General features: G+C 50.9%; 18 protein-coding genes. 9 read left to right on the forward strand and 9 right to left on the reverse strand.

The window, feature by feature from the left end; all coding sequences use genetic code 11:
- Positions 1 to 3 precede the first annotated feature (3 nt).
- The 3 genes from BUB30_RS26910 (at position 4) to BUB30_RS26920 (ending at position 5,823) form a co-directional block, all read left to right on the forward strand.
- Positions 4 to 1,563 (forward strand): GMC oxidoreductase, encoded by a 1,560-nt coding sequence (locus tag BUB30_RS26910; RefSeq protein WP_073140792.1) that lies wholly within the window; start codon positions 4 to 6, stop codon positions 1,561 to 1,563.
- A 1,153-nt stretch (positions 1,564 to 2,716) separates the two neighbouring features.
- Positions 2,717 to 3,370, forward strand: coding sequence for a hypothetical protein (locus BUB30_RS26915; RefSeq protein ID WP_143165099.1), 654 nt, complete (start codon positions 2,717 to 2,719; stop codon positions 3,368 to 3,370).
- A gap of 47 nt (positions 3,371 to 3,417) precedes the next feature.
- On the forward strand, positions 3,418 to 5,823 hold the full coding sequence (locus BUB30_RS26920) for a TonB-dependent receptor (protein WP_073140796.1): 2,406 nt from the start codon (positions 3,418 to 3,420) through the stop codon (positions 5,821 to 5,823).
- A 12-nt stretch (positions 5,824 to 5,835) separates the two neighbouring features.
- Here BUB30_RS26920 and BUB30_RS26925 read toward each other — a convergent pair whose 3' ends face one another.
- The 3 genes from BUB30_RS26925 to BUB30_RS26935 form a co-directional block, all read right to left on the reverse strand.
- On the reverse strand, positions 5,836 to 7,116 hold the full coding sequence (locus tag BUB30_RS26925; RefSeq protein WP_084138426.1) for an acetyltransferase domain-containing protein: 1,281 nt from the start codon (positions 7,114 to 7,116) through the stop codon (positions 5,836 to 5,838).
- A complete protein-coding gene (locus BUB30_RS26930) occupies positions 7,109 to 8,680 on the reverse strand; it encodes a hypothetical protein (RefSeq protein WP_073140798.1) in 1,572 nt (523 codons plus the stop codon). The genes BUB30_RS26925 and BUB30_RS26930 overlap by 8 nt, the downstream gene beginning before the upstream one ends.
- A gap of 192 nt (positions 8,681 to 8,872) precedes the next feature.
- The gene (locus BUB30_RS26935) at positions 8,873 to 11,659 is read right to left on the reverse strand and encodes a tetratricopeptide repeat protein (RefSeq protein ID WP_073140800.1); all 2,787 of its coding nucleotides are present in this window, start codon (positions 11,657 to 11,659) and stop codon (positions 8,873 to 8,875) included.
- Between the two features lie 377 nt (positions 11,660 to 12,036).
- Here BUB30_RS26935 and BUB30_RS35515 point away from each other — a divergent pair, with 377 nt between their 5' ends.
- Both BUB30_RS35515 and BUB30_RS26950 read left to right on the forward strand, forming a co-directional pair.
- A complete protein-coding gene (locus tag BUB30_RS35515) occupies positions 12,037 to 12,684 on the forward strand; it encodes a nickel-binding protein (protein ID WP_221408810.1) in 648 nt (215 codons plus the stop codon).
- Positions 12,685 to 13,014: 330 nt separating this feature from the next.
- Complete coding sequence (locus tag BUB30_RS26950; protein WP_073140802.1) at positions 13,015 to 15,399, forward strand: ABC transporter permease; 2,385 nt, start codon at positions 13,015 to 13,017, stop codon at positions 15,397 to 15,399.
- Between the two features lie 15 nt (positions 15,400 to 15,414).
- On the opposite strand, the gene BUB30_RS26955 is transcribed toward BUB30_RS26950, so the two are convergent.
- Complete coding sequence (locus tag BUB30_RS26955; RefSeq protein ID WP_073140804.1) at positions 15,415 to 16,398, reverse strand: Gfo/Idh/MocA family protein; 984 nt, start codon at positions 16,396 to 16,398, stop codon at positions 15,415 to 15,417.
- A gap of 216 nt (positions 16,399 to 16,614) precedes the next feature.
- Here BUB30_RS26955 and BUB30_RS26960 point away from each other — a divergent pair, with 216 nt between their 5' ends.
- Entirely contained in the window at positions 16,615 to 17,064 is a 450-nt protein-coding gene (locus BUB30_RS26960) for an organic hydroperoxide resistance protein (protein WP_245804183.1), read from the forward strand.
- 198 nt (positions 17,065 to 17,262) lie between these two features.
- Here the strand turns inward: BUB30_RS26960 and BUB30_RS26965 are convergent, their stop codons facing one another.
- The 3 genes from BUB30_RS26965 to BUB30_RS26975 form a co-directional block, all read right to left on the reverse strand.
- The gene (locus BUB30_RS26965; RefSeq protein WP_073140806.1) at positions 17,263 to 18,024 is read right to left on the reverse strand and encodes a LytR/AlgR family response regulator transcription factor; all 762 of its coding nucleotides are present in this window, start codon (positions 18,022 to 18,024) and stop codon (positions 17,263 to 17,265) included.
- Positions 18,005 to 19,024: a sensor histidine kinase gene (locus tag BUB30_RS26970; protein WP_073140808.1), complete on the reverse strand. Its 1,020-nt coding sequence runs from the start codon at positions 19,022 to 19,024 to the stop codon at positions 18,005 to 18,007. Before BUB30_RS26970 ends, BUB30_RS26965 begins: the two co-directional genes overlap by 20 nt.
- A gap of 175 nt (positions 19,025 to 19,199) precedes the next feature.
- Positions 19,200 to 20,003 (reverse strand): DUF1223 domain-containing protein, encoded by an 804-nt coding sequence (locus tag BUB30_RS26975; RefSeq protein ID WP_073140809.1) that lies wholly within the window; start codon positions 20,001 to 20,003, stop codon positions 19,200 to 19,202.
- Positions 20,004 to 20,487: 484 nt separating this feature from the next.
- Between BUB30_RS26975 and BUB30_RS26980 the strand changes: the two genes are divergently transcribed.
- Positions 20,488 to 21,396, forward strand: coding sequence for a PAS domain-containing protein (locus BUB30_RS26980; RefSeq protein ID WP_073140811.1), 909 nt, complete (start codon positions 20,488 to 20,490; stop codon positions 21,394 to 21,396).
- Between the two features lie 124 nt (positions 21,397 to 21,520).
- Here BUB30_RS26980 and BUB30_RS26985 read toward each other — a convergent pair whose 3' ends face one another.
- The gene (locus BUB30_RS26985; protein ID WP_073140813.1) at positions 21,521 to 22,738 is read right to left on the reverse strand and encodes a hypothetical protein; all 1,218 of its coding nucleotides are present in this window, start codon (positions 22,736 to 22,738) and stop codon (positions 21,521 to 21,523) included.
- Between the two features lie 347 nt (positions 22,739 to 23,085).
- On the opposite strand from BUB30_RS26985, the gene BUB30_RS26990 reads away from it, so the two are divergent.
- Together BUB30_RS26990 and BUB30_RS26995 are read left to right on the forward strand one after the other, a co-directional pair.
- Positions 23,086 to 23,316, forward strand: coding sequence for a hypothetical protein (locus BUB30_RS26990; protein WP_073140815.1), 231 nt, complete (start codon positions 23,086 to 23,088; stop codon positions 23,314 to 23,316).
- Positions 23,298 to 23,612 (forward strand): hypothetical protein, encoded by a 315-nt coding sequence (locus BUB30_RS26995; RefSeq protein ID WP_073140817.1) that lies wholly within the window; start codon positions 23,298 to 23,300, stop codon positions 23,610 to 23,612. The genes BUB30_RS26990 and BUB30_RS26995 overlap by 19 nt, the downstream gene beginning before the upstream one ends.
- Before the next feature lie 2 nt (positions 23,613 to 23,614).
- On the opposite strand, the gene BUB30_RS27000 is transcribed toward BUB30_RS26995, so the two are convergent.
- Positions 23,615 to 26,152, reverse strand: coding sequence for a family 20 glycosylhydrolase (locus BUB30_RS27000; RefSeq protein WP_073140819.1), 2,538 nt, complete (start codon positions 26,150 to 26,152; stop codon positions 23,615 to 23,617).
- Positions 26,153 to 26,299: the final 147 nt, after the last annotated feature.

A 26,299-nucleotide genomic window follows, 5' to 3' on the forward strand; every position in this document is an offset into this window, starting at 1 on the left:
ACTATGCACGCAGACGCAAGAATTATCCCAAACAACACCGTTATCGAGGGTGATGTGTGCATTGTAGGCGCCGGTGCCGCCGGGATCAGTATGGCACTTGATTGGACGAAAACGTCGCATAAAGTAATTCTCCTGGAAAGTGGTGGGTTCGAGTATGACGACAACGTGCAGGATTTATATATCGGGAGAGGAACCGGACAGCGATATTATCCCTTGCGGTCAAGCCGTCTATCCCTCTTTGGTGGTACCACAGGGCATTGGGCGGGTATGTGTTCGCCGTTTGATGAAATTGATTTTATAAAACGGGAATGGGTGCCGGACAGCGGATGGCCGATCACACGAAAAGACCTGGACCCGTTTTATGCGAGGGCCAACGAAAAATTGAAACTCGGTCCTTATCGCTACGACCTGGAGTACTGGCAAAAACAATGGCCAAGTCTTAAACCGTTTCCGCTTGATGCAAAAACAGTGTGGCACAAAATGTGGCAGCTCAGTCCAGTCTGGGGACCTAACGGAGGTCTTGGAGAAGCCTATAAAGACGACATCATCAAAGCAAAGAATGTCCATCTCTTTACCTACGCCACGGTGGTCAATGTTGTGGCCAATGAAAATGTTTCCAGCGTTCGCGAAATTCAGGTCAAGAACCTGCAAGGAAAAACGCATACGATCAAGGCGAAGCATTTTATTCTTGCCGGCGGGGCGATTCAAAATGCCCGGATCCTGTTGGCATCGAACACACAGGCGAAGCAGGGGCTGGGAAACGATCATGACGTAGTGGGCCGCTACTTCATGGAGCATCTCGAGATTCAGACTGCCGAATTGTGGTTGTTTAAACCCTTCCCAACAGACTTGTTTACGTTCGACGGGGAAGAGAAAAGATTGTGGTGTGAACTGGCGATTGCAAAAGATGTTCAGATTAAAAACAAGATACTCAACGGGACGGCTGGATTAAGTCCGCTCGCCATAGCAAAACACCAGCAAGCCCGCATGGACGTATGGCAAAATGAAGATCCCCGTAAGGCGATCGATAATTTACTCAAGAGCTGGGGCAACGCAGGCCGTGCTGCGGAGCGTGAAAAAGGCCACGCGATCGAGCGGGCATATGAATTTCAAACCCGGATTGAGCAGGCACCAAACCCTGACTCGCGTGTAACGATCGGTGCAGAAAAAGACGAGCTCGGCGTACCGAGAGCCAATCTCCATTGGGCGTTAACCGAACTTGATAAAAGAAGTATTCGGAGCGTTAATCAATTGATTGGTCAGGAAATCGGCCGGGCGGGCTTGGGGCGTGTGCGGTTAAAGGAATTTTTGCGCGACGAACATGACATGAGCTGGCCTGTTGGAACCAACGGAGGCTGGCACCACATGGGTACGACTCGAATGGGTACCGATCCTACTAAAAGCGTAGTGGACAGCAATTGCCAGGTCCATGGCATAAGTAATTTATATGTGGCTGGCGCCGGTTGTTACACTACTTCGGCTGCGCCGAATCCTACGCTGACCCTTGTCGCGCTTTCCTTGCGTTTGGCGGATTATGTAAAAGACAAATTGGCCTCCGCCTGAATCCGTCGCGGGCTGGCATTCCTCGATGAGTAAGTTGAAACGCATCCACGTACGGTATCTTTTGCCGGGAACGTTAGGGCGCTTTGCCGGTGATGTATTTCATAGCTCGAATCCCTCTCCTTACCAACGGATCGCCCATCATATCCTTGTAGATCAATGGTTTACAGGGGTTTTAACACCTCGTAGCAGATGCGAGAGCCCGTTGTTCTAAATTTTTCGCAAACAGGTCCGAAAAATTAAAGGAGGTTTAATAGCTGGTTTTTTTGTATCTTGAATTTCTTGTCACGGCTGGATTTGAATCTGCCTGACGGGAAAGTTGACTTCATGGCGACGTAATTCCGGTGGGACGAAAGGCCCTTTTATATAATCGTTTTCTAAATCCCCGTTTATGAAAAATGTTTTGAACCTTATTGTATTGGCAGTATTTGGCACCCTGATCATGGGGATTGCTATTGCTACTTTCTTTTTTTGGAAAAAGGTGATTTGACCAAAGGGAAAGTCAAGACGTGCTATGGGTTTGGGGCATTTGTGAGTAGGTTGCTGGTTGCCGGATAGGATGGCAACGAGTATTCTGACGTACGGAGGGAGGGTTCGTCAGCTCACTGTCGCCTTTTGCAAGAATCGTTGAATGAACAGCAGTTACAAAATGGATTTCACCAAAGCTACAGATCACAAAATACCACCAACCGTTATCGGGATTGCAGCTATGGGATGGGTGTGTGTTATCGCGAAAAGGCCGGGCGATCGATTTGAAATTAGACGAAGTGATTTTAAGTGATGGAAGATATCATCAAAATCATTCTCATCGCGGCGTGGTTGATGGTTGGGACCTACGCATTGGTCAAGTTGGTCAGGAGGATTTTTAAATTCTAGTGGCAACGACATCTTTCAGTTCCCCTGCATTACATTTTCTTTCAGCTTTCCGGTTGCCCGCTGTAAATCCAGCAGCCTCGACGACGGCCGTTTGAGCCGATGCTATCTATCGATGCTGCATGAACGCTGAACGGCTCAAACGTAAACAGCCGTAACCGCAGATTTTTCCGGTGCAGCAACCAGAATACCTCCATTCGCAACCAGAGTATCAGCGCCGCGCTGATGCGACCCGTAATTTTGAGCCTTATCAAAAGCGCTAATCCGCTTAAGGCTTCAAAAAATGACAACCCTCTCTCATCCCCATCGCGCTGTTGGCGGTCGCCTTCGCGTGATGATCATGACCGCCAACGTCGTGTTATCCCGGCAAATGCCTATCCTTTTCTTTGCGTTTTGTTTGCGCAGCGTTTGTGCGCAATCCTACCCGGAACCCGTAAAGGTTCTGTTGCCGGGTAAGGATCATGCCGAAGTGTATAACCCAACATTTGTCATTCGCTGGAAATCGGCAGATCACGGGACATCCTACAAAGTCACGCTCAAGGACCTCTTTGAAGAGGAGTTGTTGAAAATAGAGACCACCGGGAACCGTGTCGATGTGGACTGGCGGAATCTAAAAATCGCCGACACGGACGCGCTCCTGGTAGAGGTGCAGATCAAAGGGAACAATGGCAGCAAATCTCCACCCAACCTGGTAAAAAAACTTTCGACAAAAGCGCGGGCGGTTATCGACAAGCTTCTGTCTGCCGAGGTCCTTGCCATAAAAGCGGAAGACGCGCACAGCAAATTGTTGCGTGCTTTATTCTATGAAGAACACCATCTGTTGATCGACGCGCTCACGGCCTATGAGCATGCCATCGCGTTGGCTCCCGACGCGGCGGAGTATCGCGTGGCATACGAGGCTTTCCTGATCAGAAATGGAATGGATGCCACCGAATAACCTCCTGCCGGCGCTTCACAAAATCTTAAAAATTAAAAATCATTTTTATGTTTAAAATCAAGTTGTTCGTGTTGGCTTTGCTATGCCCGGCGATGAGTTGTCTGGGGCAATTGACCATCAAAGGAAAAATTTTCGACCGTCAGCAGCCCTTGCCTTTCGCAACCGTGCTCTTGCTGGGACCGGACTCTGCAGTGGTGAAAGGGGTGATGACTGAAAATACAGGAGCGTTTCTTTTTGAGCATATTCAGCCGGGGCAATATTTTTTATCTGCCTCTATGGTGGGCTATGTGAAATTTCATTCGGCCTTGATGACGGTAGACAAGGATCTGATCATGCCTGACGTCACCCTGGAGGAGTCGGCCACGGCCCTGGATGAAGTTTCGGTCATAGCAGACAAACCGCTTTTCGAACAACAAACCGACCGGCTCGTGGTGAACGTGGCCAGCAGCATTACGTCGTCGGGCAACACGCTCCTGGAGGTTCTGCAGAAATCGCCCGGTGTGGTGGTGAACCGGCAGAGCAATAGCATCGCGATCAATGGAAAGACGGGGGTGCGCATCATGATCAACGACAAAGTTGTCCAAATGCCGCTGGACGCGGTCGTGCAGATGTTGGATGGCATGAGCGCTTCGAACGTTGAAAAAATTGAGCTCATCACTACGCCCCCGGCAAAGTACGATGCCGAGGGCAATGGCGGGATCATTCACATCGTCATGAAAAACAATGAAGACCTGGGCACAAACGGCTCGTTCGGGTTGACCTTGGGATACCGTGGTGCAGAGACGTTGGGGGCAAATTTTGCAATCAATCACCGCGCAAAAAAGACGGCCTGGTTTCTGGACTATTCCTGGCTGCGAGATCACAACTGGCATACCATGGCGATGGCGCGGACGTCGGTCGGAAGCAGATTTCCAGCGACGGTCAACGACCGGAGCGATCGCGAGAATTGGACGACGCAACAAAATCTGAATGCCGGCTTTGAATGGAAGCCCACCACGAATTCGGTGCTTAGTCTGGGCATCACGGCCTACCGGAGAGACTGGGAGCTAACGGCCCTGGCCTACGACGAGCAGCACTTGGCGGCAGACTCCATGCGCCATACAAAAACAAACATCCAGGAGACGAACATCTGGCAAAGCGCAACGGTGGGACTGACCTACCAAACCAGGATCAACCCGAAAAGTGATCTCAATGTTTCCGTCGATTATCTGTATTATAACAACGACAATCCGTCAGTCTACGACAATGGCGTCGTCGATGAACACGGCAACATCTCTGAAACGTCGCGAATAGCGCTGAGCAAAGTTACGCCCATTCATTTTCTGATCGGCAAAGCCGACTACCGCTATTCACCTTCTGCAGCCCTGACCATAGACGCAGGCATCAAGGGTGTGAAATCGGGTCTCGACAATGACGTTGTCGTGCGGCGATGGCTGGGAGGGGATGAATGGATTGTGGATCCATTTTTTTCGTCGCATGCCACCCTTTCCGAAAACGTGAGTGCCGCCTATGTCTCTACCACGTGGCAACCCGAAAAACGATGGTTGCTCACCGGCGGTCTCCGGTATGAATACACGCACACCCACATCAGCACACCGGCCGAGCAGGATGTGATCGACCGGAAGTATGGCTATTTCTTTCCAACCCTCTTCATAAAGAAAGACCTCGACGTCGAAAAGGATATCCAGTTTTCCTATTCCAGGAGGATCAACCGGCCGACGTTCAACGACATGGCGCCCTATGTATTTCTCTGGGGACCGAACACGTTCTCCGGGGGAAACACGTCGTTGCTGCCTGCGGTGGCCGATGCGGTAAAGGTAGGCTTTCATGTAAAGCAGTGGGTTGTTTCCCTGCAGTACACACATTCGCGCAGAGAGATCAATTCGTATCAAGCGGAAGTAGATACGGTGTCCAACACGCTTACCTACCGGGCTCAGAACCTGGACTATTTAAATACTCTTGGTCTCACCAATTCCTATTCGCTAAGCATCACACCATGGTGGGAAGCACAGGGCAGCGTGACGGTGCAATATCAGGTTGCCGAGGCGGGGCCGGTGCAACACCATGTCAGGAAGGACTTGTTTGGTGTGAACCTGAACGTAGTCAGCATTGTGAAGTTGCCAAACGATTTTGCGATTGAGATCTCGGGGAGCTATCAATCCACCACGCTGTCGGGCATCGCGGTGTACTTGCCACAAGGGTCTCTCAATGCAGGTGTTCAAAAGAAACTGGGTGAGAACGGGACGTTAACCTTAGCGATGGACGACATTCTGTACACCAACATGTGGAGGATCAAAACTAACTCGCCGGAGAACTACGTGAACGATTATTTTAAATACGACTTTCACAATCAGTATGTCAGGCTCACCTACAAACGAAACCTGGGCAGCCGGAAGATTGCGGCGGCTAAATTGAAATCCGGATCAGATGAAGAACGGCGAAGGGTCAACTGAGTTTCAAAGACCTCAGACATAGCTCACCCACCATTTTTCCTTGTTCCGCGTCTTGAAGGTATTCCATAACACACAAAGCGGATAGAGCAATAGCACCACCGATACCCAGACGATGTACACTTGAGGAAGGTTGAACCCGAAGTGACCGACGAGCTCCGGCGAGCTTTTGGCGACGGCTCCGGAAAAGATCATGGATCGCCAGGAGAATCCGGTGAGCACGGCGGCGGCCATGGCCAGGAGATGGATCAGGTAGATGTGCGCCACATAATAGAACAACGCCACTTTTCCAAAAAGTGAAACGGGTTTCCATGCGGTTACATTTTTTCCTTCCAGCAGGCCAAGTAATGTTAATGAAATGCCCAGGGTCGCGGATACGTAGAGTAACGATGGTGGGTATTTTTGCAGGTTGAAAAAAGAAATAACCGTAAGAGACCATTCGGATTGTACGCTCCAGGGGAGGGGATCGCCATAGCGATTGATAAACCGCAGCCCGACAAATATGACGAGGCTCGACACGCCCAAAAGCAAGAGCACTTTTCGTCTCTTTTTAGAAGTAAAATCGATTTCATAGAGTCGTCCGAGACAATAGCCCAGTGCCATCACGCCGGCCCAGGGAATGAGCGGATAAAGAAAAGAGAATTTATAACCATGCCCCAGATCGAATATCTTTGCCACGTGCAGGAATGACCAGACAACATCGGCAGCCGTTCCTTTTTCAAAGGCAATGTTGTCCAGCCGGTTGTGGCCCAATACGAGGGCAAGCCCAAAAAAAAGAATGGCTGAAGTGGGCAGATGAATAAGGCCTGCCAACACAATCATGCAAACACCGATAATGGAAATGATGGAGCTTCCATTGTAATGAAGAAGCGGGTCGAAGTGCCACCCAAACCGTACCAGGGTCAGTTGAAGAGCAATGAGCCAAAGACCACGCGTGAGCAGGAAGAAGGATGTTTCTTTTTTGGTTTTTCTTCGCGCCACAAAATACGATGATGTGCCGGCCAGAAAGATGAAGGTTGGTGCGCAGAGGTGCGTGATCCACCGCGTGAAGAACAGACCGGGAGAAGTGTGTGCGAGGTCCTCCGGACTATAGAGAAAAGCATCGAAGTGGAACAGGTCACGCACGTGATCAATGGCCATGATGATCATGACAATTCCCCGCAGCAGATCGATCGATTCGATCCTACTGACCTGACTGGAATTTTCCAGTTCCTTCATGAAACGAATGTGTTGAGGCGCCGCCTCAATCTGCGAAGAAGCGAGCGCCTGGGTGGGGACGGGACGTGAGCTATTCATAGGAGTACTCTACCTTGGTGTGAAAAGAAAGGTCCGAATCGTTTTGATCATCCTGGCTTCCTTTTTTGTAGGTCGTAATTTTTGTGATCGGGTATCCATCGGGATCGTACGTATAGGCGTGTGCCACCGGAATGATAGAAGGGAATCCACAAGCGATGTAGTGGACATCTTCGGCTACTTTATTGTTAGCCGGCCAATTTTCAAAGTCGAAGTCCATGTAGCCGAGGTGCAGAAAGGGGTTGATATTTTTATCGTAGGCATAACTGCCGGTGTTGCAAACCTGGCCTTGGGTGGTCTGATCGCTGGCGATATTTTTATAACGAACATCAAACGCATACACGAATGCCCTGCCATTGGAATAGCTGTAGCTCACATTGACGCGATTGTTTCCGGCCTCTGGCCGAGCGGTTTGTGTGCCCACGAGTTCATTGGCATAGTGCAAGGTCGCGACTATCTTATTTTCTATGCCATAGCTGTATCGATATTCCGCATAGGGTTCTCCATTCATGACCGTCGATATTTCGGAGACCACATCACCTTCGTACACGAACGTGTCGGTTGTGGTTTCTTCGAACTGTGCGGTTTCGGGGTTGTAGGTTTTATGATGGATGTGATCGATGTGACCCGCGGCCGTGTAGGTGTACTCCACTTTGATGTTGGGTTGGTATCTTGTGCCGCCACCGGCAACACTGACTTCGTTGGAGAGGATATAGCTCGATAGTTTTTTGGCGTCTTTCGATCCTACCAAAACATAGGTCACGGGAAGCGGGCCGTCAGACCTTCCTTCCCAAAATGCTTTGCCGGGGATGTCCGATTGAATGTCGTTCGTTCCCCACTTGTCCACCAGGGCGATGCTGTAATGATGAAACCCGTTTTTAACTTCCAGCAGGTTGTCGACGGGGCCGACGAAGTTGAAGTCCTTCTCCCATTGCAGTACATTGTTGGCGTCAAAACCACTGACCCTGAGGTGCGCATCCACATTTTCGTAGAGCACGCCGCCGATCTTAACTTTAACATTTGATTTGATGAGCATCACCTCGTTCGGGTTCGTGGTGTCAATTCCGAAGCTGGTGTAGCCGAATGCTCCGGGAGTATCGTCCGGTGTCACCGCCAGCACCGGTGGAACAACCTTGCCGCCGCCATTTTGAGAAACGACGAAACCCAGAGGAAGGGGATTAGCGATGTTGGGCGCCAATGCCGATCCTTCCTTGGGCGTCGCGTAGAGGGTTTTATGGGCTCCATCTAAAATGGCAAATTCAAGAAGCTCGTAGTTTCCCGGTTGCAGGTCCAGACCTTCGCTGCTATAGCCCTGGTCGCGTGGGGACAGGGCGAGCGTTATGTTTTCCTGTAGGTTGCCTTGGCCGTCTTTCAGGTTCAGCAGCACAAAGGCGGGCGTGGAGGTTCCGTCGGTCGTGCCAGCATCTCGTTGAACCTGGGAAAATGAAAAAGTTTCCTTGGCGTTCGCGGGCTCCAACCGATCCTCCGTCGTGCAGGAGGTGAGCATCGTCAGGAGCGCATACAAGATGGCAAACAGGAAAAAAAATGGGGTCAGTAATTTTTTCATGGCTTCGGAGGATTTTCAAAATTATTTTCCCAGCCAGAGACGCAGAAAATGCAGGTTAGGGTTGGTGACTTTTGTGTCAAAAAGGGATACTCTTGTTGCATCCTGCCCAAATCAGCTTGAAAAAGGGGTCAAATCATTTCTTCTGGGGTGAGTGGAGAAGGAAAAAAGAAATAGATCAGGCAACCCGAAAGTTCAAGCCTTTTGGGGAGCGTTCTTTTTACTGTACTCGCTGGGTGCGACTCCAAATTTCTTGCGGAAGCGTTTGGCGAAGTACGACTGTTCGTTAAAGCCCACGGCATAACTGATTTGCGTGAGTGTGTCGGCCTTTGAAAGAATGAGCTGGGCTGCTTTCTGCAAACGGATCTCATTGATAAATTCATTGGGCGACAATCCGGCGATCGCCTTCAGCTTTCGAAACAGTTGGGCCCGGCTCAAGTGCATGTTGTCGGCCATCTTCTCCACCCCAAACCCGGGATCGGCGATGTTGTCTTCCACAAGCTGTTTGGCTTTCAGAAGGAATTTGTCATCCAGCGAGGGCTCCTTTGGCGGGGGCGCTGCGACGGAATAGCCCGCTCTATATATAGTGGCCAGTTTCTTTCGCTGCTCGATGAGATTGACTGCCCTTACTTTGAGTTCTTCGGAGGAGAATGGTTTGGAAAGATAGTCGTCGGCACCCGTCTGCAGGCCTTCGATTTTTGATCCCCGGTCTGCCTTCGCGGTGAGCAATACCACGGGTATGTGAGAAGTACGCTCATCGGCCTTTAACTTTTCCGTCAGACCCATGCCGTCGAGGTTTGGCATCATCACATCGGAGATGACCAGGTCGGGGATGCGCTCGATGGCCAGTGCGTATCCTTCGGCTCCGTCTTTGGCCGTTAGCGTGATGAACTGACCTTTTAATGTCGACGCGATATAATTCCGGAGGTCGTCATTGTCTTCGACGATCAGGACGGTGTCTTCTTGTGCGGGCTCGCTGGCCCACGCGGCCTCGTCGTTGATATCTTCAGCGTTGGACTGAACGGGTTCTGCAGGTTTCGCGGCCAGTTGATTCATTTGGGGAACCTCTTCCTTGAGCACAGCAAATGCGGGAAGTCTCTCCTTTGTCTGGGGCAGCGTGATGCGAAGGGTAGTGCCCTGATGTAAAACGCTGGTGAGTTCGATGGTGCCCTGGTAGAGATTTACCAATTCCTTCACCAACGACAAACCCAGGCCCGTTCCAAACCGTGCATCGTCGGCTGCCTGACGGGATTGATAAAATGGCGAGAAGATATGCTGTTGTTCGTCTTCCGGAATTCCTTTCCCGGTATCGCTGATCGCGATTTCCAGGTCGTTCGTTTGGGGAGACTGTGTAATGGCAAACGTGACTTGCCCACCTTCGGGTGTGAATTTGAAGGCGTTGAACAAAACGTTGTTGATGATCTTTTCGAGCTTGTCGGCGTCAAACCAGGAGCCGGCCGTTTCCAGGGCGATGCTTTTTTCGAAGCGGATCTTTTTATTTTCCGCCAGCGAATCGAACGAGGCCGACACCACGGTTAAAAACTTTTTCAAATCGCCTTGTTGCACGACGAGCTCCATCTTTTTGGCTTCCAGCTTGGTGAGGTCCAGCACCTGGTTTACCAGGGAAAGCAAGCGGTTGGCATTGCGTGCCACCAACTGGAACGATTCTTTTTCTTCGGGCGCCAGGGAAGGAGAGGCCAGCTTGTCTTCGATGGGGGTGAGGATGAGCGTTAGTGGTGTGCGGAATTCGTGCGAGATGTTTGCAAATAAATTGGACTTTAGCTGGTCGGCTTCCTGCAACCGCAGGTTTAAAGATTTTTGGTTTTCCAGCAGACCGCTCACTTTCCGGTTGTGCGACCGCTGCAAAAAGTAGATGGCCGCCGCGATCATGCTCATGGCCAGCAGCCCGAGGACGAGGTACAGTTGTTTTAGGTTTTGAATTTCTTTTTGTTGTTGCAGGGCGAGGATGGTCTGATCCTTTTTTTCCGTTTGATAGCGCGCTTCCACTTCGGCAATTTGTTTTGCCTTCTTCTCCGTATAAATGCTATCCAAATAGTTGTGCTTTAATTCAAGATACGCCAGCGCCTGTTTGTGCCGGCCTGTTGCCGACTCCAGGAGAGTTAGTTTGTCGTAGACTTCGGCCAGCACTTCTTTGTGGTGCAAGGTGGTGGCCATCGCGAGGGCGGCCTGCAAATAGCGACCCGCTTCGTCGTATTTTTTTAAGTAGATATAGACTTCACCCAGATTGGTGTAGTTCACCATCGTCCTGTATTTGTTGCCGATTCTTTCCAGTATAGCCAGGGCCTTTTGATAATATTCCACGGCAGCAGTGTATTCCTTCTTTTTCATAAAGATCACGGCCAGGTTCCCATACGTTTGACTCAGGCCGTCTTCATCCTTGAGTTCTTCCCGGATCTTGAGCGACTTCTGGAAGTAGTCCCGGGCCTCGTCAAATTTGGAAAGGTTATAATAGAGTGATCCCAGGCTGTTGAAGCTATAGGCTACATCCCGTTTGAGCCCTGCCTTTTGACGGATCTCGAGCGCCTTGGTGTAATAATATTTTGCTTTTTCAAAGTCCTGGCTTCGTTCATGAATAAGGCCCAACAAATTATAGGCTTGACTCAATCCCAGTACGTTGGTAGAAGTTTCGAACGTCTGCAGCATTTGAATGGCATATTGGGTCGCGGGGTCGTAGTCGCCGATCACCCAATAATAGAGTGCCATGTATTTGAGCGCAGTGCCGGTGCCGAAGGTGTAGTGAAGCTTTCTGGAAATGCGCAGGGCCTCGGTGGCGTGAAGTTTATTGCGCTCGTTGTCGGAGGTGTATTCATAATAGCAGATTCCCACGAGCAGTTGCACGCGTACCGTGTCTTCTTTCGGATGTTGATTGAGCTGATGGTAGAGGCTGTCCAATTTTTTGTTTTGGCCCCAGGCCGGTAAACTGGCCAGCAAAGACAAATACAACCACGCAAGTTTTTTCATAGAGGGTCTTTTAGAAAAAAATATGGGGTAACCAAAAACTTCATAAACGCAACTGTAACGTTTTGGGTTTCTGTCAGGGAAAAAATGTGGACGCGAAACACATATATCTGCAACGTCGCGTAATAGGTTACGGAAAATGTTGTGGCATTGTATAATTCGGATATTGTCACTACTCTATTATAAGAGAGATGCTTCAGCACGTTTTCAAAAGTAAATAGGCATGATTCATTCGTGACAAAATTCAACCTGCAACAAGAGTATCGCCCTTCGCAACCAGATTACGAGCCTGCGCGAGGCGAGGTGCTGACTTTTGTGACGCGAAGACAATGAAAGAATACTTCGCATGATCCTTTTCACAAAACAAAACATTTATCATTATGAAAAACGCACTCTCCATTCTCGTTGCTTCAACGGTCTTTTATTTTTCATGCAGTTCTAAAATTGACAAATCCTCCACGACGGCCGTGCCTGTGAAAGATGTAAAATCTGTGAGTTCGAAGAAACTTTATTTGGACGTACATAACCTGGAACCAGGGAAGGTGACCTTCGAAGCGGTTGCCGGAGCACACCAGAAAGATCTCGCCACGCAAGGAAAGTATGACGTGAGCTTTATTAAATACTGGGTCGACGAAGCCGCGGGCAAAGTCTATTGCCTCGTCGAATCCCCCGATTCCGCATCCGTCTACAAGACGCACCAGGAAGCCCATGGGCTGGTGCCGCAGTTAGTGCGTCCCGTCAGCGATGGGCCGGAGTCCACCATCACGCTCAATCACACATTGTTTTTGGATATCCATAAACTCGGCGCCGGCAACGTCACAGCTGAAGCCGTGGCCGCAGCCCACGCCAAAGATCTGGCAACGCAAGGCAAATACGATGTCAACTTCATAAACTATTGGGTCGACGAACAGACGGGCACGGTGATGTGCTTGTCGGAAGCGAAAGACGAACAGTCCGTAATCAACACCCACAAAGAAGCACACGGACTCATCCCCAGCGAGGTGCGTCCGGTAAAACAAGGCAATTGACAAAAGTCTTTTTGGGTAGGTTGGTTAAGGAGGCCTCTTAGAAATAAGGGGCTCTTCTTTTTTAAGTTGTAGGGGATTGAGAAGCCAGTAGTTGGTAGCGAGGCGCTTCGTGTCGTGAATTTTCGAATGCCTCTGAATAATTGCGATGGACTACTGACACTGACTATCGATTTCCAAATTCTGGTCCCGGCTCCTGGCTCCTGATTTCCGTCCGCAGCCGAACGCATTATCCCACAGACGGATAAGCACTTTCGTTTTTATCCCTTTTTCGGAGCGTCTCTGTAATGGCTCATTATTTGCAAAGTTGTAACCAACCCAACCCTTTGCCTTATGATCTTACGCCATGGAATCACTATCGCTGCAAGGCAGTTTATAAAAAACAGGAGTTCGTCCTTTATAAATGTCATTGGCCTCACCATCGGTCTCACTGGTTTTGTCTGCATCATGCTCTTCGTGGAGCATGAACTCAGTTTCGACAAGTTTCATGTGCGATACGCTGATACCTATCGTGTGGTGAAAGATTTTGTCAACGCCGATGGGGCCAGCGTCCCGGATGCAACCACTCCGCCGGCCTTGAGCAAGGCCTTGCGGACAGATCTTGCCGATGTTGAGACCGCCACGCGGATCGCGCCTTCCTGGGGGCGATTGTATTTGCTTCAATACGAAGAGACGAAATTTTATGAGACAAAGTTGATCAGGGTTGACCCGGAATTTTTCAATGTCTTTGATTTTCCGTTTGTTTCCGGAAGCCGGGAGAATGCCCTGAAGCAGATTCACTCGATCGTTATGACGGAGTCGGCCGCAAAGAAATATTTCGGGAACGCAGACCCGATTGGAAAGACGATCCGGATGAATATGAATGGCGGCACCGACTACGAAGTTTCCGGTGTGCTCAAAGACATCCCCAACAATTCGCACTTCACGTTCGATCTGCTCATTCCGTTTGAAAGCAGGCGCAACCCCGACGCCGATTGGCAACGGTCGGATTTTTACACGTATGTCAGGCTAAGACCGGGGGCGGATCCTTTATCGCTTCCCCGCGAAGTGAACGAAATCGTGAAAACACATTTGCCCAATACGCTCGATCAGTATCATGTTCAGCCGCTCGCGGATATTCACCTGAGATCAAATCTGAAATGGGAATTGTTGCCCAATGGAAATATAGCCTATCTCCGGATATTGGTGCTCATCGCCGTGTTCATATTGATGATCGCCTGCATAAACTACATCAACCTGACGACGGCGCAGGCATCCAAACGTGCGAAGGAAGTGGGCATACGGAAGTCGATTGGTGCCGTGCGGATTCAACTGATCCGCCAATTCCTGGCGGAATCATTGCTCACGGTTTCGATCGCGCTCGTGGTTTGCTTTGCCATCACCTCGGTGATCCTTCCGTCGTTGACTTCGGTGATCGGAGTCGATCTCTCGGGCCTTTTGCTCCGCAGTCAAATGATCCGCTGGTGTCTCCCCTTTGGTTTGCTGTTGGCGTTTAGTGCCGGCTTTTATCCGGCCATTTATCTTTCGGGATTTCAGCCGTTAAGAATTCTCAGGAGCAATTTCAGCGATGGGCACAAAGGCCGGACGCTGCGGAAGGGCCTTGTCGTTTTTCAATTCTCCATATCGTCGGTGCTCATTGTCGGGACGTTGATCGTCACCGGCCAGCTCGACTTCATGAAACAGAAGGACATGGGATTTGACAGGGAAAACATCGTGATTGTGCCCAATGTCCGCGCCGGCATCGGCGGCCCCAGTACCGAGACGGGTTCATGGGACGATGCCGTCCGTCAGATTGCAGGTGTCAATCGCATTGCCCGCGCCGATGGTCTCCTCGGGTCCACCAATGCCACCAATGGTCTGGGATATGCTCCCACCAAAGCGCAGATCTCATTGAATTTCATTCGCATCGATCATGATTTTATCCCGACCATGAACATTGCGCTTAAAGACGGCCGGAATTTCTCGCGCGATTTTATTTCCGACACCACCGCCATCATCATCAATGAAGAGGCCGCGCGACAACTGGGGTTGCCAACGCCCTGGATTGGACAGAAGCTCGCGTGGGACGATGAAGCCGGAAAAACGCATGACGTCACCGTGGTTGGGATCGCAAAAGATTTTCACTTCACCGATCTCCACCAAGCCATCGCTCCCTTCGGATTTATCCTGGAAGCAGGGAACGGAAGCAATTTTTTTATCAGGGTCAATGCCGCTAGTCTCCATACCACGATAAAAGAAATTGAGAAGGTTTGGAACCGCTTTAACCCCGGGAAGCCTTTCCTTTATAATTTTCAGGATGAGTATGTCGCAAGACTTCATATGAACGATGAGCGTTTTCGAAGTCTGTTCTCGATTTTCACCGTGTTGGCGATTGGCATTGCTTGTCTGGGACTTTTCGGACTCACCATTTTCTTTGCAGAATCCAGGACCAAGGAGATCGGCATCAGAAAAATCATGGGTGCATCCGTGATGAGTATTCTGAAGCTTATGTCGGGTGAGTCCATCGGCATGATCATGCTTTCGATGGTTGTCGCATTCCCACTGGCGTATTACCTCATGAGCGAATGGCTGGAGGGCTTTGCCTATCACATTCAAATTGGCTGGGGGGTATTTACGATCGCTGGAATCGCGTCACTATTGATGGCTTTCTTAACCATAAGTTATCACGCCATGAAAGTGGCCACAAAGAATCCCGTAGAATCTTTGAGGACGGAATGACCCGGGGACGAAACGCTACGAGGTCTGAAGTGTCTTGTCCATGATGCGCATGGAAACCAGCGCATCCTCCAGCGAGCAGGGATTGGGTCCGTCACCTCTGAAATATTTAGTGACCGCTTCAATCATAGGCAACTGGATGTTCACCGGAAATTCCATCGGCATAACCTGCGTGCCCGCGGCAGTGATTACCTGGAGATCAGAATTCATAAAAAACGAAAATCGAAGCTTGCCCTGGTCGCCGATGATCTCGCACACGTCCTCCCTGGAGTTTTCGGCAACGTTGAAAGCCCATACACCCTGCATCAGAATATTTTTTTCAAAGCCCAACTCAACGGACGTGATGTCGGGAGCATTATAGGACCGGGATTGATTGAGGGACCGGCCGGTGGAAAATTTTGGTTCTCCAAAAAGCCAGCACAGGATGTCGAGCTGATGCGGGGAGAGATCATGAAACAAGCCGCCGCCTGCCAGGTCCGGATCGAGGCGCCAGGCGTGTTCGGCGTTGGTGTATTTGTGATTGGGTTGCTGGAGCACGCTGATCCTGACCAGACGGATGTTTCCGATGGTTCCTTTTTCCAACAGTGATTTCACGGTCTTAAAAAGCGGAAGCTCACGACGGTAGTGCGCGACGGAAACTTTGTTGTTGTATTTCTTTGCCAGGGCGATCATTCGTTCGCATGTGGCAGCGTTGACTGTTACCGGTTTTTCTACGTAGACGGGCTTGCCGGCTTTAAGCGCTTCTTCAGTGTAGTACTCATGTGTAGAAGGAGGGGTGGCCACATAAATGGCGTTCACGGCTTTGTCGTTGATCAGTTCGCCGGCATCTCCGTAAAATCTGGGAACATGATGACGGCGCGCAAAGTCTTCTGCTTTGGCTACATCCCGACGCATCACGGCTACCAGTGTTGAGCGATCGACTTTGTTAAAGGCCGGTCCGCTTTTGATCTCACACACGTCGCCACAACCGATAATGCCCCAGGCGATTTGGTTATTTGCCATACCATTAAGTTTTCATTCAAGGTAATAATCCGGCGCTAATAAACCGGTAGAAAATGTCGGGGATTATTATACGGGGATAGGTGGCGAAGAATTTTCAAACTCCTGGAGTGCCGGGTTCACGATCGACTTTGTCCACTTGGCGGATAAAGAGTATACCCTGGGTGGCGCGGGCCGTTTCTTTGAGAAACAATTCAGAAAACGTCAAAAAATAAGGTTATGGAACAGACAATCAAATCTCAAAGCAACATGAAACAAGTCGAAAAAGTATTGTACACGGGCAAGACCCACACCACCGGCGGAAGAGAAAAGGGCGTGTCCCGCAGCTCGGATGGCCACCTCGATATTAAACTTTCCACCCCCGGCACGGCCGGCACCGGCACCAACCCCGAACAACTCTTTGCCGCTGGCTGGTCCGCCTGCTTCGAAGGCGCCATGGGCATCGCCGCCCGCAAGATGAAGATCGCCCTCCCCGCCGACACCGCCATCGATGCCGAAATAGACCTCTGCCAAACCGACGGCGCCTACTTCCTCCAAGCCCGCCTCAATGTGAGCCTCCCCGGCCTGGACAAAGAAACCGCGCAAGCCCTGGTAGACGCCGCCCACCAAACTTGCCCCTACTCCAAAGCCACCCGCGGCAACATCGACGTGGTCATCACCTTGATCTAATATAAACCACGAACAAAACAATAGCCTACCCGCAGCAATCGAGTAGGCTATTGTTTTTTTAGAACAAACTTTGCGCTGACGTAGCCCACCCACTGAAGCTTCAGCGAGGGAGGGCGCCCTTGGCGACTTTCTTTGCTGGTCGAAGCTTTAGCGAAGGTGAGGCGGTTCAAACCACACCCGCGCCCACATACCTTCACACTACCGATCCTCCAACCACCCCAAGAACGCACTCGTCTTCTCCTTCCCAATCAACAACTTCTCCGGAGTGGGTATGACCAGCCGCACAAACAACTTCCGCGCAAAATAATGCTCCACCTCCTTCACCGCCGCGAAGTTGATCAAATACTGCCGGTTCACCCTAAAAAACTGTTTCGCCGACAATACCGCCGCCAACTGATCCAACGACTGCGCTATGGAATATTCCTGCTGCTGAAACGTCATGATCGTCGTCGCATCTTCCTTAATATAAAAAAACGCGATCGCATCCGTTTGAACGCTGGTGTACTTATTGTTCCGGAAGACCAGGAAACTTTTCTTCCCGTCGTCCACCCCAATCTTGCTCATCAGTGCATTCCAATCCGGCACAGCCTCCTGCTGGAAAAAGTTTTTAAAACTCTCCACCTTCTCCAACGCCGTCTGAATATCCTGTCTCGAAAAAGGTTTGAGCACATAGTCGATCCCGTTAGCCTTGATGGCGTCCATCGCATATTGCCCGTAGGCCGTACAAAAGATAATGGGACAATGAAGCTTGACCGTCTTAAAAATCTCGAACGACAATCCATCGGCCAATTCAATATCCAGGAATACCAGGTCTGGCTCTTTGTTTTCGGAGAAATAGGCTACCGCGCGCTCGATGCTTTGCAATTGGGCAATGATCTTATAGGCAGGTCTCAAGGTGGTGATCAGGTCTGCCAACGACTTTGAGGCCTTGAGCTCGTCTTCAATGATGAGGATATTCATGGATGAGGGGCAGTTTTACTTGGAAAGAATGTTCGTTGCGATGGATCTCAATTTCTTTATTCAGAAGATGGACATAGCGTTGGTTGATATTTTCAAGGCCCAATCCCATAGACGGTTCCGGTGTCCGCTTGGGTTGAAGACCATTTTCGACGACAATAAAATCCCCCTCCGACGACAAGCTGATCTGCAAGGGACGATCCAACGACACGGTGTTGTGCTTGATGCAATTCTCGACCAGGAGTTGGAGGGTGAAGGGTGGGATGAGCGTTGGATATTGTTCCGGCTCAACACGGATCGAAAGATCGATGCCATCCTCAAAACGCGCCTTCAGCAGGAACACGTAGGCATTCAAAATTTCCAGTTCCTCCGAAAGCCTGATCAGATCCTGTTTCCGGTTTTCCAAGGTGAACCGGTAAAAGTCCGAAAGCTTTAGAATGAAATCGACCGCATGCTCGTCATGACTCTCGACCATGTATTTCAAGGTATTCAAACTGTTGAACAGGAAGTGCGGATTGACTTGTTGTTTGAGCAACTCGTATTGCGCGCCAAGGTTATCTGTTTTCGTACGCTCCAGTTCGATGCTGACCTGCTGGTTGTGATAGCTCTGGTACAGCAGGTGGAGAAACATATAGAACGTGAGATTGATCAGGATGCCCCGGATCTCGACCATCAACATCGTGGGCCCAAAATCCAGGTGCGATAAAAGCAATTGTTGAAACCAGGCCAGAAACAGCATCACGGCAATTCCCAGCGCCAGGCTCTTGAAGAGACGGACAAACGAAAAGCCACTCGCAACATCCCGCGAAGAATAGGCGGGGAGCGTCATGATGTTATAATACCAGACGAAGAGTGAAAACAAAAATGTGAGCAGGGAGTTGACCAGCGCTTCGTAGGGATTGAAGTGATGTTCGGCAATTTTTGGAACCGAGATCAGTACGCCCAGGAAAAGAGAGCTGAGCCAAATGGTCTTGCCAGAAATCTCAAAAGTTTTTTTACGCATGCTCCAAATATAGGCTTTAAATGATCTTTTAGTTCCTTCCACAGCACGACATCACCCGCCCCTCCCGCGCTAAACTAGGATGGACGGGTGATGATCCTACACCGGTAATCCGCGAAGTGGACCATATCGATCCCGGAATAGGCAATCCCGGTCTTCATTGCCTTTGGCATTTACCTTATTTTCCGGGAAGCGCCGATTGAAAATCAAACCGGTCCACCGCCGTAATGCGTCCATCCGTTTTGCGTTGGACAAAGCCGATGACCTCCCAACCCTTTTCCGTAAAGTCACCGGGAAGGTTCATGGCGATCTCTTTTTTACGATCCCCACCCAGGGGAACGTGAAGCATCCGGCGCACGATCTGCACGTGCGATAAACGTCTGCCCGAATTCTCACCGGCCCTGACATGGCTTTGTGCCGATTGCTCCACGAGGGTCAGCACCAGCTCTGAATTTTTTTCGTCGCCATCGCCTTGATAGCGGATGTTGACTTTATCGCCTTCTACCGTGCCTTCCAGGGCCAGTGTTTTTGTGGATGCTTGTTCCAACCCTTCCGCAATGGCTCCCAGGATGGGGCCGCTGTGAGAGCCAACGTATTCGGTCGCGCCATTGACTACAACTTGTGGCGTATACAAACCCTGGAGGCCCAGCCATTCGGCGTATTGCCGTTGCCGTGCGGTGAACTCCGGATCACCGAACGAGTCTTTCCAGCCTTGGTGGTCCCAATAGTCAACATGGAAAGCCAAAATGTAAACGCCATCCGGGTTACTTTTTCGAATGCGTTCGACCAGTTCATCTGCCGGCGGGCAACTGGAGCAACCTTCGGAGGTAAAGAGCTCAACTACCGCAAAGCCGCCAGGGTTTTCACCGGCCTGTAATTTTTTCTTGCTGTTTTCAACCTGCGAACTTTTCACTGCCGCTGCTACGGCGGCCAACACACCCAACAAACCGATGGTGAGTGCCACTACTTTGATTGTGTTCATACCTCGTAAATTTTAAATTTCTATAGCTGTTGCCTGACCAATGAAATAAAACTCACGGTCAATGCTGGGTCAAAAGTACTTCCGCGCGAAGTTTACTTTCGTCAACAAAATCTCCGGCTGTCCAAACTCGTCCGTGAAGTTGCCAAAAGGGACCGTGGGGTGGCCGCAGCCAACGCGACTTGTGGCATAGAGAAATTTCATCTATGCTCTTTTCAAACGGGGCGAAACGCCATGCGTCCGTGGAAATACGGAGCCATTGCCGGGATTATAAAGGCCGCTTGGCACGCCATAGCGTTCATTCAAATAAATGTTTGAAAGGAGTGGTTTGCGGGTGATGCACGAGCAAAAATGCAACCGCTTGACAATGGCAAAGTTGTATCTCGCGGGACTAAAATTCCGATCCTCGCCCGGGATGAAATATTTTTTTTAAAGGACTGCTCAAAAGCAACCCTTATCTTCGCACACCGAACCTATTCATGCTTGTATGTTGCCTAAAGAATATACCCTACCCAAGAAGGACACCCGCCGGAAGTCAAGGATGCTCTTCTTTTTTTGCATCGCGTTGATCCTCGCGGCCTTGTGCCTGTTGTTTGTGGGGGGCCAGGGCTCTGGCGGTAGCGCATCGGCTGCCGCAATATTTCCACGGTATGTCTCGGTCATAGCGTTTTCCGCGGGTTGCCTGGGATGCGGGGCACTGATCTTGATCACCCTGCAAGTCAAAAAACAACGCGACCGGACCGAGAAGATTGTAAGTGACAGCGAGGAACGCTACCGCTCGATCATTGCATCATCCAATGCCGGTGCCTGGGAATATCACGCCGACACAAAATACCAATGGTGCAGCCCCGAGTACTTTACCATGCTGGGATATGACGAGGAATCCATTTTGAAAAAGGACCGGTTGGACATCCGCGACATTTGGGTGGACCACCTCCATCCGGACGACCGGGAGCGCGCCCTCCAATCCTTTTTCGACTACATCGCCGGCGGCTCCGGCAGCATGTACGAAAGCACGTTCCGGCTTCGACATAAAAACGGCACCTGGATATGGGTTCTCTCTCGTGGACAGACGCTGCGCAATCCCGACGGCAGCCTCAGCGCGATGACGCTGGGAACGCACATCAACATCACCGAAAAGAAAAACCTGGAGATCGCTTTGATAAAGTACAACGAAAGGCTCCTCAGGTATGCCTTCTCAAACGCGCACCAGGTTCGCGGACCCGTTGCCCGGTTGCTGGGACTCATCCAGCTTTCCAAAATGGAAACCGACATCAGCTACCCCTGGTTCTTTGAGAAGATGGAAAATGAAGTACACAGCGTTGACGCCATTCTGAATGCCATCGCCAAGGAATTTGATGAACTCGAGGAACACAAACCAGCGCTGAACTATTGACGTTGCGCAAGTACTTGTTAAGTGCGCGTATAAGCTGTGATGGAAAAATCCCAAGGGACATCCCTTTCAGGTGTCGTAATCTCCGTAGGGACCAGGTACTTGGTGCAAGCCTGGCAAAGATTGTTCATTGGACAAAAGTAAATAACTCGGTTGTGGCCGGTTTTTCGCCGCGTAACTTCTCTCCCAGGAAATCCAGGTAGGTAAAGCCATCGAGGTGCTGGTAGACCCCCATATTACGGTACAGTATTTTTGATCTGTCGAGCTTGTCAAGAAATTGATACATCTCCGTGAGCTTGGCTGGAAAATCAAAGCATCTCAGTTTTGTGGACGCATCTCCGTAGGTGGTCATGATAATGAGATCGGAACCCACGGAATATATCCACTCGGCCCGGGCATAGGTGTAGGAGGGCAGTAGCGTGAAATCAAAAGTGGCTCTTCCTGGATTGGTGACTTTAAGATTGTGGGTAGGGAAAGTAATGGCGGATGCTGGAGTTCCTACTTTAAGATATGCCGTGATGTTGTTGTTCGCCGTGTTGTAGTTGGAAACGGTGGTCTGGTATCGGTCAAACCCGTCCACATATCCAAAACTTGGAGAATCGGTGTGGGCGGAGCTTAGAAAATAGGAGTAGTTCTCGCCGTTTATAAAGCCCAGGACTTCAGCATCGTTGTAGCCGAAGTAATCCATCGTAACAATTTTATCCATGGGTTTGAAATCGGTCTCGTAGTCAAGATCCAGTTTATCGTGCGGTTTAATGCCGGTCTTTAAAAAGTAGACCGGTGTCCCTGCCCGCTTTCCGGTGATTAGCATCTTTGCAGGATTTTCCCGCAGGGTATAATCCACCACAAGCGAATTGTTTTCGAACGACTCCTCGATAGGCTTGTCCACGGAGATACTTCGCTTCGGTGTGGAGAACGAGAGATTAATGAGGGGATCGCCTGATTCGGTGTAGTTGCCAATCGAAAAGGTGGCAGCCCCCAAGTCATTGCCCGGCGTGGGGATGAGGTCATCCTGTAATGCTATTTTCGTTTTTACCGGAACGCCCATATACGTGGTGAATGTAAATTGTGTGTCCGAATCTCCTTTGAGGCAAAGCGTCACGTTTATTTTGCTTAATGCCGTGGTTGCCTTGAGCTCCGTCAACCCCTGGGCACAGCGTTTGATGTCAAGCACCTCTCCATGGTCGTCGGTGGCATAGACCCAATACAAGTTTGCCCATTGCGTGCCCACTTCGATGGAAAGAATGACTTCGGCCGCTGGCTCCGGGGCAGGATCGTCTTTTTTAGAACAGGCAAAAACAATTGAACACAGTGTGGCGACGAGGATGAGTTTCCGGGTGAACATAGATATAACGAGGGTTGTGGATAGTTGCCCGAGGGGACTAAGATGCTCCCGCTAATTTTTTTGATTTAGAAAACATGGTGGAAGCATCCTGCCAGGAAGTTAATTAAAATTTTCAACCTTGATGCCATTCTCAATACCCATCACCCGGGAAATCTGATGAAATCCAGGGACACCAACCGGCCATGAAACGATCGGGCCGCGGCCGGGCTTTCTGAGCCAGAAATATAGCTGAGCCGACGATATTTCGTCGTAGGCAACGAAATATCGTCGGTGGTCTAAAATAAAACCTCTCAGGCAAGCTCCATTCGGCTTTTTCGTCCGGCATGCGAGTTGTAAAGGGCCCTGGCATGACCCTCTTATCCATCTTTCAAAACTCAAACGCTACGTACCGTCTGGGCCTTTTCCTGGCCCTCGTCTCGCTGGAGGCCATGGCCTGCGACGTGCCGCGTATCGACTATGCAGCATACTTCAACATGCTGCCCACTGCTTTTCGCATCGCCTTCATGGCGCTGGAAAATGCTTCCTTCCGAAACTATGTTTCACTTAATCTCAATACCTTATGCCACGCTTATCTTTAGAGTTGTTAAAAGATCTGCAATCCCAGGGCACCCCTGGAAAATCATTTATCATCCGCATCCAGGGCGATGACGTTTTCATCCGCAAGTTCCCCGACATGAGCAACGTGGAGTGGACCCCAAAGCAAAAAAAGCAACGCTCACTTTTTGCCGCGGCACAGGCCTACGCCAAAGAATTTCTGTCGGATGTGGCGCGGGCTGCCCAATACAAAAAAACACTGGAGCCCGGCAAGCGCGCCTACAACCAGCTCATCGCCGAGTACATGATCAGGGCCCGGCAAAATGCGGTAGCGGAATAAGCTTACGGATTCGCGATCACTACGGTAACACTGCTGCGCCCTTTTTGATTGAAGGCCTTTGCTTTGACTGCGCCTTTTGTTTTGATGGGCGTTTCATAGCGAAGGCTGTTCATCGTGGGCTCCGATCCATCGGTCGTGTAGCGAATGTCAAAGCCCGGTACTTCCAGGTTCAGGGCGATACTTCCCTTTTCAACGGTTGCGCCGGGGTACGGAATGTGATAGGCATAGCCGCCTTGGTAAACATCGAGCTTGGGTAGTTCTTTTTTGCCCAGCACATTCATGAACACCGACCATTGAGTTTTGTATAGCGCCAGCGATTTTGCAGGGTCCGGTTCACGTTCCCAATCGGCCTCGGGAGCCCAGGCGCGTTCGGCGAGCGCCAGCAGGCGGGGGAGGAGCATGTATTCGACCAGTTCTTGCCGGGCCAGGTTCTCTGCCCACAGCGCGCCTTGCAGACCTTTGATGTGTTGTTTCCCCGCAGCGTTCAGTTTTTCTTTTCCATTGAAATAATCTTTTGGCAATGGCGCCCCGGCGAGACTGGTGGCGGTGTTCCGGTAATAATCGAACGGGATGAACGAATAGGTTTTTTGCAGGTCGATAAATCCCACCCAGGCATCGCCGGGCTCTTCGAAGGAAGGGGCATGTGCCATGTCGAAGTAGAAGTGGTCCACACAGGCGAGCACGACGTCATAGCCTTTGTTGGCGATCTGGTAGGGCATGGCTTCGTGGCCACCGGCATTCCACCAGGCGTCGATCAGCACGTTACCATTTTTGAAGTCGGGTATGTCCAGCACTTCGCGCGAGTCATCCCTTTTTTGTACGCCCGTCACCAGTTCCTCCCATCCGTAGAGCATGAGGTGGTGGGCGGTCAATATTTCTTTCATGCGCACAAAATAGTGGCGCCACAAGTCGGTGGAAGTTTTCAGGGAAGGATTTTGTTTCATGTAGGCCGCCACGGCGGGCGACTTCTCCCATGAACCGGCGGGCACTTCGTCGCCGGCCATGTGGATCATGGTCAAGGGTGCATTGACCTCCTCATACATGCGCTGTATTTCGGTCACCACTTTGTCGATGAACGCATAGGTCGAGGGCAGGGCTACGTTCATCACGTTGTCGTTGAAATATTGATTGCTGCGGTAAACCGACCTGTCGTTGACGTCGCGAAGCAAATAACGCTCGGCCTCGGCGCGATTGTTCTCCTGCATGTATTTCTGATAACGCGCGTCCATAGAGTGAATGGCTGCGCGCGCGTGGCCGGGAGATTCGATCTCGGGGATCACCTGGATATGCCGGAGGGTGGCGTACTGCAAGATCTCCAGGAAATCTTTGCGCGAATAATGTCCACTGCCTTGCGGTGTGCCGGGTGTGGACCCTGAGCCATAGGAGGGATGCAGTCGCTGATTGTTCTGAAACGGATAGCCGCGCACGGAACCGGTTTCCGTGAGCTCGGGCAACCCCGGAATTTCGAGGCGCCAGCCTTCATCATCGCTGAAGTGAAAATGAAACACGTTCAGTTTATACAACGACATCACGTCCAGTATGCGCAGCACTTGCTCTTTCGATTGGAAGTTGCGCGCCACGTCCAGCATAAACGCGCGAATTGGAAAACGCGGTTGATCTTTTATCTCAGCACAAGGCAGTGTCAGGCTCTTAGCGTTGGCAGGGGCGATGTCCGTTGGAAACAGTGATTGCAATGAGCGCATGCCATAGAATGCCCCGGCTCCGTCGCTTGCGGCGATGGTGATGCCTTGCGGCGTAATGCTGAGGCGGTAGGCTTCGGCGGGAAGCGCTTCTTTTTTGAACGAGATGGTTTTCGTCTGGGCCGATGCCTGGGAAGGGGAGGGCGTGTTGAACAACGCCCTCATTTCTTCCTGGAGAAAATCAGCTTCGGATTGGAAGACTGGATCGGCCGTGATGTGCACGTCGTGCGTCAACGTAAGCGTTCCGCCCTTTGCCACATAGGCGGCCGGTGTGGGGAAGATGGCGGGGAGTTCGGCCAGGGGAATATCGCGAACCATTTTATTTTGATCATAGGCAGTGCGATAGTCGGCAGCCGGCAAATTGTCGCGGCGGCCCACGGTGGGGTTAGGCACGACGATGGCCCGCGCCGAATCGGCATCCCAGGTCAAAAAGAAACCGGACGGCACATCCTGATAATTGGCGACGGGCGCTTTCCCGGAAAAGTCCACCGTGAACGATTCCCCTCGCGCGACCGGCTTAAACGAGGATGAAGGCGCCACATAGAAAAACTCTCCACTCACCTGCCGGATCTCAGCACCCGGACTCAACGATCTCAGATCGTGCCCATGATACCGCAGATTAAAATACAAACGCCACCCCGAACCCGGCAACACGTTCTCCGACGTATTCTTAACGACCAGCCTGGCCTGAAAGCGAGGCGCATCTGCCGAAGTATTCTTCACCAACTCCCACACGACCTGCACGGGAGCGCCAACCTGCTCCGCCTGCGCGCTCACACGCCAAACACTCCCGCCAAACACCGCGAGCCATACCGTTACTAAAAACATTTTCTTATTCATATGACATGATTTTGTTTATTCAAACGACCTGAAACAAATTCACACCTAACCCAACTCCCCTTCACACGAACCTTTCCCCCTCACTCGCACCACCGGATTCTGGCTCCTGGATTCTGGTTCCTGGCTTCTGACTCCCCGGCTCCTGAA

Source organism: Chryseolinea serpens (assembly GCF_900129725.1).
Lineage (GTDB): Bacteria > Bacteroidota > Bacteroidia > Cytophagales > Cyclobacteriaceae > Chryseolinea > Chryseolinea serpens.